Below are 9,524 nucleotides of genomic sequence, written 5' to 3'. Positions count from 1 at the left end.
TCCTCGCACCGCACCGGATACCGGACGGGTCTCATGCTGTTCGGGGCGCTCGCCCTGCCCCTGCTCTTCGTGGCCACCTTCTCGGCTCCGACGCAGTGGGGCACCGCGATGGCCGGTGTCTGGGTCATGGGTTTCTTCCTGCTGGCCTCGCTGGCCTTCTCGTGTTTCCAGGTCCCCTACCTCGCCCTGCCGGCGGAGCTGACCGGCGACTCGGCGGTGCGGGTGACGATCCTCGCGTGGCGCGTCGCGGTCCTGGCCGCGACGATCCTCGTGGTGGGGGGCGGAGGTCCGGCCCTGCGCGAGGCCGCGGGCGGCGGGGCGACGGGATACGTGGTGATGGCCGTCGCCGTGTCCGCCCTGATGCTCGGCGGCATGCTGTGGGCGACGCTCGGATCCGGCCGACGCACGGTCCTGCAGGCGGACGCACAGGTCGGCGACCTGGGTCGGCAGTACCGCGACGGACTCGACGCGCTGCGGGTGACCCGGCCGTTCCGGTTGCTGGTGGGCCTGTTCTGCCTGCAGGCGGTGGCCACGGCGGTGATGCTCGCGGGTGGCCAGTACGTCGCCACCTACATCCTGGGCAACGAGGCGGCGCTCACCGGACTGTTCCTCGCGCTGATCGCCCCCGCGCTGGTGGTGATGCCGCTGTGGGCCCGCCTCGCGCACTCCCGGGGCAAGGTCCCCGCTCTGGCGGCCGCGACGATCCTGTTCACCGTGGCCGCCCTCATGCTCATCCCCGCAGGCATCTGGCCCGGAATGTGGGTGCACGTCCCCGTCGCGCTCGCGGGGGTCGCCTACGCCGGGATGCAGGCTCTACCCATGTCGATGCTCCCCGACACCACGGACATGGATCGCGAGCTCGGTGGCCGACGTCGCAGCGGGGCGATGAGCGGGCTGTGGACGGCGTCCGAGACGGGATCCATGGCGCTGGGGCCCGTCGTGGTGTTGGCGCTTCTCGCGGTGACCGGCTTCCGCTCGGGCGGCGTCGCCGACCAGCCCGACGCGGCCCTGTGGGCCATCGTCCTCGGTTTCTCCCTCGTCCCGGCCCTCTTGACCGCTGCGAGCCTGCTGGTCATCCGGGCGCTGGGCCGCGAACACCCGAGCTGGACGGAGCCCGCATGACAGTCGAACCCCCGGACACCGGATCCTCAGGAGCCGGGCCCGCGGACACCGATCCCCTGGAGGCTCTGGTCGCCCGGAGAGGTGACGCAGCCCTCGAGACGTTGGCTGCGTTGCGGGCATCGGACCCGCCCACGACCGGCGGCAGGGTCCTCTCTTACGTCTACGACTCGGGACTGGAGGGAGTGGACCGGTTGGCCGTCCGCGCGGCCGGGTTGGCGCACGGCGTCAACGGTCTGGACCCGACCGTGTTCGGGTCGGTCGCGCGCATTCACGGCGGGATCGTCAGGAGGGTCCGCACGATCCTGGGCGGGGACGCCGGCGACCGTCCGGAGGGCGACGACGACGAGGTCCACGGTGTCGTGACGTCGGGCGGCACCGAGAGTTGCGTGCTGGCGTGTCTGGCGGCGCGGGAGGTATCGGGGCGGGCCCCCGGCAGTGGCGGGACGATCGTCGCCCCGGTGACCGTCCACGCGGCGTTCCGCAAGGCCGCCCACATCCTCGGGATGCGGTTCGTGGGGGTCGAGGTGGACCCCGCCACGGGCCGGGTGGACGCGGCGGACCTGCTGGCCGCCGTGGACCATGACACCTGCCTGGTGGTGTGCTCGGCCTCCTCCTACCCCACCGGTGTGATCGACCCGGTGGAGCAGGTCGCGGCCGGGCTGGACGCGCACCACGACCCGCGGATCGGCCTGCATGTGGACGCCTGCCTGGGCGGGCTGGTGCTGCCCTTCTGGCCGGGCGGGGTGGGATCGACCTGGGACCTCCGGATCGATCGCGTCACCAGCATCTCGGCCGATCTTCACAAGTACGGGTTCGCCCCCAAGGGCACCTCGGTGCTGCTCAGCCGGGGCCGCGTCAGGCACCGCGCATCATGGTTCTCCACCGTCGACTGGCCGGGCTACCCGGTGGTCAACCCCACCCTCTCCGGGTCCAAGCCCCTCGAACCCGCAGCTGCCGCATGGGCCGTGCTCGAGGCTCTGGGCGACGACGGCCAGTCCGAACTCGTGGCCCGCACCGCACGGGCGACCGGACGCCTTGTGGAGGGGCTGTCCCGCATCGAGGGACTGCGGGTGATCGACTCCGATCCGGGCCCCCTGATCGCCGTGGTGGCCGACGGAGCCGTGGGAGATGCTCGACGTGTCCACCCCCACCTGTGGGCGGACGAGTGCGGTCGCAGGGGCATCGCCGTGCAGGCGCAACCGGCCTACCGGCAGGAGCGGGGCGCGTTGCCGTCGTCGTCCCACCTCACCATCACCCCGGTGACCGAACGGCTGACGGACGAGATCCTGGACGTGGCACGCGCGGCGGCTGAGGCGGTACGCGGGATGCCGGACCCGGCCCCTCCGGCGGCGTTCGCCGACGTCCTGGTCGCATTGGATGCTGGAGCCCTCTCCCCCGACGACCTGCTCGCCCTACCCGAGGACGAGGTGCACGCGATGGTGGCCGGAGTGCTCGCCGGCGACGGGGACGACGGCGGGATGGCCCCACTGCTCGCGGCGATCGAACGCCTGCCGGCCGAGGTGGGCGCCCGGCTGGTGCGCGCGTACCTCGCCGCCGTGATGGAGGGGTGAACGCGAACCGCCCCCCGACCGGAGTCGGGGGGCGGCGCGTGGTGTGGAGCGCAGGTGTCAGACCGGGACCGTGTCAGACCAGGACCGCGATGGCGACGTTGACCACGCCGAGGACGCCGGCGATGGTCGCCAGGGTCCCGGTGCTGCCCGCCGCCCTGGCCTCCTTGCGGACGCCCATCACCGCGACGACCAGGATGACGACCGCGACGACGAGCTTGATCCCGATCTTCATGTGGTTGAGGTCCACGTCCTGCATCTCGCGCAGGCCGACGAGCAGCAGACCGGTGACCACCTGGAGGATCGCACCGTGCAGGATCGCCTTGTTCATGTGAGGCGCCTTGATGGTGGCGAGCCACCCGCCGATGATGCCGGCCAGGCCGATGAAGTGCAGGATCAGAACGATGTCAAAAACGAGGTCCATGTGGACAAGTGTCTCAAACGCACTGGTCACAGCAGTTGCTAAGGATCACCTAACTGTCGACTGCGGATCAGCGGTGCAGGAGTAGGGCGAATCCCAGTAAGGCAATCCCGCCGAAGGTCATCACGCCGAATGACACCCACCGTGTGTCCCACGCGAGCATTCGTTCGTACGCATCGGTGACCTTCCGTGTGGCGACGGGGAATCGGGACCATACCCATGCGAGGAGGACGAACGGTGCGACCAGCGCCACCAGGAAGACGAGGAAGGCACACAACCTGAGGACGGGATCGGTGCTCACGCTCTCGACCAGACGGCCCGTGAGGTACATGATCGGGAGGGTGGTCAGACCGATGATCGCCGAGCTGAACCCGAGCACGAACAGGGCGGCCGGCGGGGCGTTCTGATCGGGTGCGCGCCCGGGACGCTGCGGGCGCACGGGCACGACCCGCAGCCACACCACCATCGCGCAGGCCGCCATCAGGAGGATCACACCCACGACCAGGTCGACCACGTGGTTCTCCACCACCGCCTCGCCGCGTTGGTGAACCTGCGCCACGAGGTTCGCGGGATTGACACCGTGGAGTAACAACGCGAGTGCGGTGGCCCCCGACGTCAGACCCGAGAGCAACCATGTCAGACGCGCGCGCACGTGCTGGTTCCGCGCCAGGATGTCGGCGGTCGCGCCATAGAGTGCGGGGCTCAGGCCCAGCGCCAGACCGAACCCGACAAGTGTCGGGACGGCCGCGATCCATCTCGCCACCTCGTGCATGCGCTCCCATTTCGTCGTCTCGACAGTAGTACCGATTGGGCGCCGGACCCTACGTGGCCGTGATTAGGATAAGCAGATGGTCACCAGAGCCGAGAGGACCACGATGCGCGTACTCGTCACCAGTTCCAGGAACAGCTTCGCCCTGGACATCATCCGCAAGCTCGGGAGCCTCGGCCACACCGTGGTGGCGAGCGACACCTATCCGGGCGCGACGGGCAGTCACTCGAAGTACCTCGCGGGCCATGCCGTCACGGCCTCCCCCCGCTACGAGACCGACCAGTTCATCAGGGACATCAGCCGGATCGTCTCCGAGTACGACATCGACCTCATCATCCCGACCTTCGAGGAGGTGTTCTACCTCGCCGCCCGGGTCGCGGACCTGCCCGAGAGCGTGACGCTCTTCGGCGGGAGCTTTGCCAAGCTCGCGCAGTTGCACGACAAGGCCAGCTTCCAGCGCCTGGTGGAGCGGTCGGGAGTACCGATCCCGGAGACCATCGTCGCCACCGACCACGCCTCGCTCGTGGCCGCAATCGAGAAGTACCCGCGCTACTTCGCCCGGGCGGCGTTCTCGCGCGGTGGCGTGGGGCTGTTGACCAACACCGGGCCGCTGGCGGGGAAGATGTCCGTCGACGACTGCCACCCCACCGAGGAGCAGCCGTGGCTGGTGCAACCGTTCGTCGACGGCCCGATGGTGTGCACCTACAGCACCGTCGTGGACGGCCGGGTCACCGCGCACTGCACCTACCGCGCGCCCGAGCAGTGGGCGCACAGCACGGGCATCACCTTCCTGGCGGTGGACAGCACCGACACCCTCGACTACACGCAGCGCATCATCGACGCGCTCGACCCGGGGTTCACGGGGCAGCTCTCCTTCGACTTCGTCGACAACGACGGACAGCTCTACTCCATCGAGTGCAATCCACGCCCGACCAACGGCGTCATCCTGCTCGAGGCGGAGCAGCTCGAGCAGGCGCTCACCGGCCGGAACCCCGAGGCGTTCGTCGTCGAACCGGGCGTCGAGCGTCAGATCAGCCTGGCCGTGCTCGCCGACGCGTTCGCCGAGCCACTCAAGCATCTGCCCACGTCGCTGCACGACCTGCTCCACGTGAAGGACGTCGGCTCGGGGTGGCACGACTCCTTCGCCATGATGTGGAGCCCCGCGACGCTCATCCACGGTGCCAAGTTGAGTCACGGCCAGCGTAAGGAACTGCTGGGCGCTCTGGGCGACGACATCGTGTGGAACGGAGAACCCATCACCGGGATGAGCGCGGCCGACGCCGCTGTGCTCGAGGACGTCCACGAGCAGCGGGTCTGAGTATCGCGCGAGCGGCTGCCGCGTACGGTCCGGTGCTCTGGTCGGTGCTCTGGTCGGTGCGGAGGTGACCCGGGGCCGCGTACTGGTGTCGGCGCTGGCCCTCGGTACCACGGGGATGCGCAGCGTCAGGCGGCCGGCCGATGGCATCGGGCCCGCGTTCGACCTGACCTACGTGCGGACCGGCCCGCGCACCCGGCGGCCGACCGTGCTGGTCCCCGGCGGTCCGGGTCTCGGCTCGGTACTGCCGTATCGCGGGCTGCGGCGAGGGGCCGCCCGCCTCGGGCTCGACCTGATCATGGTGGAGCACAGAGGTGTGGGATTGTCCCGCACTGACACCTCCGGCCGGGACCTGCCTGTGTCGGCCATGCGGATCGCCGCGGTCGCCGGCGACATCGCCGCGGTACTCGACCGGGAGGCAGTGGACTCGGCCTATCTGGCAGGGTCCTCCTACGGCAGCTACGTCGTGTCCTGCGTCGGCGTCCTGTATCCCGAGCGCGTCGCCGGCATGGTGTTGGATTCGGCGCTGCAGTCGTCGACGGACATCGACCTCGAGCGACGGGCGGTGCGCTCGTTGTTCTGGGATGCCGACACCGCGATCGCGGCGGATGTGCGGCGCCTCTACGCGCGTGGAGAGGACGGCCGACGACTGCTCGACGTGGTCCGCGCCGCCTATGAGTTGGGCGGGCCGGAGCTGCTCGGTCCGTTGGTGCGCGGCCGGCTGCGGGGCCGTGTGTGGACGCCGGATGCAGCAGCCTGGCGACTCCTCGAGGCGTACGCGACCAGGGACGGTTCGCTCGCCCGCGTGCCGGGCGTCTATGAGTTCGACCTCGCCGGGGCGATCGGCTTCCGCGAATTGGGGTACGGCACCCCGACTGACGGCCGGCCCCTGGACCCCGCGCTCACCTATGCGCCGGTCGCGCACCAGTTCCCCGGTTTCGACAAGGAGCCGGTGGACCTGAGTCGAGAGGCGTCCCGCTTCACCTGGCCGACGGTCCTTCTCAGCGGCACCAGGGATCTCCGCACCCCACCGGACATCGCCGACCGCGTGGCGTCGATCGCCCCGGACGCGGCGGTCACCCGAATCGAGAACGGCCACAGTGCGCTGGACACCCACCCCGCGGCGCTGATGAGGGCGCTCGAGTACCTGGTCACCGGTCGGTACGACGCGCTTGCCGGTCAGGTCGACGCGCTGAACGCGCTCCCCCGCCGAGGCGTCTCAGCCCGGCTCCCGACACTGCTCGCCGGTCTGGTGTGACAGACGGAGTCCTGACCTGTCCGCGGAGCAGCCGGGGCCGGTCACGCTCTTCGCGCGACGCCGACCGGGCTCAGGAGTCCTCGGACTGACGCGGCAGGACCACGACCGGGGACCGCGAGTGTGCGACCACATGCTGACTCACCGAACCCATGAGCAGTCCCCGGAAACCACCCCACCCCCGGCTCCCCACCACCACGAGCCGGGCATCCCGCGAGGCCGCGACGATCGCTTCCGCAGGGTGGCCGCGAAGGACGGTCTGGTCGACGCGGGCGTCGTCACCCAGGGTGTCCCGCACGGCATCCGCGAGCATCGTCCGCGCCCTCTCCTCCAAGATCTCCGGGTCCACCCACCCGGCCATGGCGTACGGGCCGACGACGGCAGGGGTCTCGACGGCGGCCAGGGCGATCAGGGGCGACCCGACCGTGCTCGCATACTCGGCGGCCCAGGCCAGGGCCTTCAGGGAGTCCGGGCCCCCGTCGATCCCGACTACGACTGGCTTTGCATCCATCGGTCGACCTCCTCGGTGACACCGTCGACGGTGTACCCGGCGTCCGGCCGGATCCGGCGACACCCTCACCGTAGCCCCTCCGACACGACTCCGCGGGGTGGCGGACGAGAAATCGAGGCCGACCGTGCCGGTCGCCGTCTACGCCAGTTCGACGATTTCCATGTACTCCTGGCTCCACAGATCCTCGGTGCCGTCGGGCAGGATGATGACCCGCTCGGGCTCCAGGGCCTCCACCGCACCGGGATCGTGGGTGACCAGGACGACCGCGCCCTCGTAGCTGCGCAGCGCGTCCAGGACCTGCTCGCGCGAGATCGGGTCGAGGTTGTTCGTGGGCTCGTCGAGCAGCAGGACGTTCGCGGCCGAGGACACCAGCCCGGCCAACGCCAGCCGGGTGCGCTCACCACCGGACAGGGTGCCGGCGGGTTGCTCGAGCTGGGGGCCGGTGAACATGAACGCGCCGAGCAGGCCGCGCAGGTCCTGTTCCTCGGCGTCCGGGGCAGCGTGACGGATGTTGTCCCACACGCTGGCGTCCATGTCGAGGGTGTCGTGCTCCTGGGCGAAGTAGCCCACCTTCAGGCCGTGGCCGGAGACGACCCCGCCCTCACCGTCGGTGCGCTCGACACCCGCGAGGAGCTTGAGCAGGGTGGTCTTGCCGGCGCCGTTGTACCCCAGCACCACCACGCGGCTGCCCTTGTCGATCGCCAGGTCCACCCCGGCGAAGACCTCCAACGAGCCGTACATCTTGGTCAGGCCCTTGGCGAACATCGGGGTCTTGCCACACGCGGCCGGGGTGGGGAACTTGATGTGCGCCACCTTGTCGGCCACCCGCACCGCGTCGAGCTCGTTCATCATGGTCTCGGCGCGGCGGATCATCTGCTTGGCGGAGGCGGCCTTGGTGGCCTTTGCGCCCAGCTTGGCGGCCTGCGTCTTGAGGGCCGAGGCCTTCTTCTCGGCGTTCGCGCGTTCGCGGCGGCGCCGGGCCTCATCGGTGGCCCGGGCATCGAGATACTTCTGCCACCCCATGTTGTAGGCGTCGATCTCCCCGCGCACGGCGTCGAGGAACCACACCCTGTTGACCACGGCCTCGAGCAACTCGACATCGTGGGAGATGATGATCAGCCCGCCCTCGTGCTTCTCGAGGAACGAGCGCAGCCAGGTGATGGAGTCGGCGTCGAGGTGGTTGGTGGGCTCGTCCAGCAGCAGCATGGTCTGCGACTTTCCCGCCCCGTCGGACGCGGCGAACAGGATCCGGGCCAACTCCACCCGCCTACGCTGACCGCCCGAGAGCGTGCCCAGGTTCTGGGTGAGGATCCGCTCCTCGAGTCCGAGGCTGTTGCAGATACGGGCGGCCTCGCTCTCGGCCTCGTACCCACCCCGTGCGGAGAACTCGTCCTCCAGGCGTCCGTACCGGCGCACGGCCTTGTCCATCGCCGCATCGTCCGGAGCGGCGACCATCTCGTCCTGCGCCTCGGTCATCTGGACCATCAGCACATCCAGCCCACGGGCCGACAGGACGCGGCTGCGCGCGAGCTGGTCCATGTTGCCCTCGCGGGGATCCTGCGGCAGGTACCCCACGTCGCTGGTCGAGACGACCGTGCCCGCGTACGGCTCACCCTCGCCGGCGAGGATCCTCATCGTCGTCGTCTTACCGGCACCGTTCCGGCCGACCAGGCCGATCCGGTCGCCGGGCTGGACCCGCAGCGAGGACCCGTCCATGTGGAGCAGGGTGCGCACGCCGGCGCGCACCTCCAGGTCGTCGATGGTGATCACGTGCGCGGGTACCTCGTCTGCTATCGGGGGGAATCGGGCCGACCAGCCACTCTACCTGCGGTGCGACACGCGGGACGAGTCCGGTGACCTGGGTCTCCGCTCGGCCCGGGTCCGCCCGTCACCTCGACCGCCCTCTCACCCGACCCCCCGCCCGTACAGGTTCTGGACGCTGCGGCCGATCCGTCCCCGGTCGTCGGACAGGAGCGTATCGGTGATGACGCCGCGACCGGGGCCGCCCAGCGTCTCGGAGTCCAGATGCACCCATCCCGGTTCCGGTTCCCGGTGCAGGGAGACCAGCAGGTCGCAGTTGATCGCCGGACGCGTGAGCGGGTCGGTGGCCAGGGAGATCCCGCTCGCCGAATCCGCCACCAGGATCGTGTGCTGCCACCCGGTCATCGACTCGCCGTCGACCAGGTCGAGTCTGCTCCGACCCCATGCGCGGGCCGGCCCGAGGGAGTCGCCGTCGCCGTGGTCGAAGGAGAAGTCCACCACGGACAGGTATCCGTCCGCGTGAGCGAAGGACATCATCGCCCCCCGTTCGCGCGGAGCGTCCGGCACCTCGGGGCCGGTGTGGTTGCCGTGCACGGGGAAGTCATCCGGTGTCGAGCGCATCCGCCATCCGCGGGCCACCAGGGCGGGCCGCCCGCCTGCGGATGCCGTGGCCTCGAGCAGTTCCACGCTGCGGCCGGGCCGGACGATGCGGACCTCGATCTCCATGTCCGCGACCGGCACCGGGCCGAGCACGTCGACCGAGACCCGGGACAGTCGCACCCCGGGCCGCCACTCGAACCGC

The 9,524-nt window shown here is 70.3% G+C and carries 9 protein-coding genes; 4 read left to right on the top strand and 5 right to left on the bottom strand.

The annotated features are described in order from the left end of the window. Positions 1-1,122 (top strand): MFS transporter (locus G6027_RS05770; RefSeq protein ID WP_241726853.1); only part of this gene is annotated, 1,122 nt, incomplete at its 5' end. Further along, entirely contained in the window at positions 1,119-2,693 is a 1,575-nt protein-coding gene (locus tag G6027_RS05765) for an aminotransferase class V-fold PLP-dependent enzyme (RefSeq protein ID WP_182636235.1), read from the top strand. The genes G6027_RS05770 and G6027_RS05765, both read left to right, overlap by 4 nt. A gap of 73 nt (positions 2,694-2,766) precedes the next feature. Here G6027_RS05765 and G6027_RS05760 read toward each other — a convergent pair whose 3' ends face one another. Beyond that, positions 2,767-3,114: a hypothetical protein gene (locus G6027_RS05760; RefSeq protein WP_182636233.1), complete on the bottom strand. Its 348-nt coding sequence runs from the start codon at positions 3,112-3,114 to the stop codon at positions 2,767-2,769. A 67-nt stretch (positions 3,115-3,181) separates the two neighbouring features. Continuing rightward, the gene (locus G6027_RS05755) at positions 3,182-3,883 is read right to left on the bottom strand and encodes a GAP family protein (RefSeq protein ID WP_182636231.1); all 702 of its coding nucleotides are present in this window, start codon (positions 3,881-3,883) and stop codon (positions 3,182-3,184) included. A 76-nt stretch (positions 3,884-3,959) separates the two neighbouring features. On the opposite strand from G6027_RS05755, the gene G6027_RS05750 reads away from it, so the two are divergent. Beyond that, positions 3,960-5,198 carry a carbamoyl-phosphate synthase large subunit gene (locus G6027_RS05750; protein ID WP_241726852.1) on the top strand — a complete coding sequence of 413 codons (1,239 nt, stop codon included), beginning with the start codon at positions 3,960-3,962 and terminating at the stop codon, positions 5,196-5,198. Between the two features lie 64 nt (positions 5,199-5,262). After that, positions 5,263-6,453 carry an alpha/beta fold hydrolase gene (locus G6027_RS05745; protein WP_346995642.1) on the top strand — a complete coding sequence of 397 codons (1,191 nt, stop codon included), beginning with the start codon at positions 5,263-5,265 and terminating at the stop codon, positions 6,451-6,453. 70 nt (positions 6,454-6,523) lie between these two features. On the opposite strand, the gene G6027_RS05740 is transcribed toward G6027_RS05745, so the two are convergent. The 3 genes from G6027_RS05740 to G6027_RS05730 all read right to left on the bottom strand — a co-directional run. Continuing rightward, the gene (locus tag G6027_RS05740; RefSeq protein ID WP_182636229.1) at positions 6,524-6,961 is read right to left on the bottom strand and encodes a universal stress protein; all 438 of its coding nucleotides are present in this window, start codon (positions 6,959-6,961) and stop codon (positions 6,524-6,526) included. 138 nt (positions 6,962-7,099) lie between these two features. Further along, positions 7,100-8,731: an ATP-binding cassette domain-containing protein gene (locus G6027_RS05735; RefSeq protein ID WP_182636227.1), complete on the bottom strand. Its 1,632-nt coding sequence runs from the start codon at positions 8,729-8,731 to the stop codon at positions 7,100-7,102. A 135-nt stretch (positions 8,732-8,866) separates the two neighbouring features. Further along, positions 8,867-9,524: thioesterase family protein (locus G6027_RS05730; protein WP_182636225.1), on the bottom strand; the 658-nt coding region annotated here is incomplete at its 5' end.

Origin of the sequence: Dietzia sp. SLG310A2-38A2 (assembly GCF_014145095.1) — a bacterium.
GTDB lineage: Bacteria > Actinomycetota > Actinomycetes > Mycobacteriales > Mycobacteriaceae > Dietzia.
The sequence above is the reverse complement of the archived record's forward strand: the minus strand, read 5'-3'. Positions and strand labels throughout refer to the sequence as shown.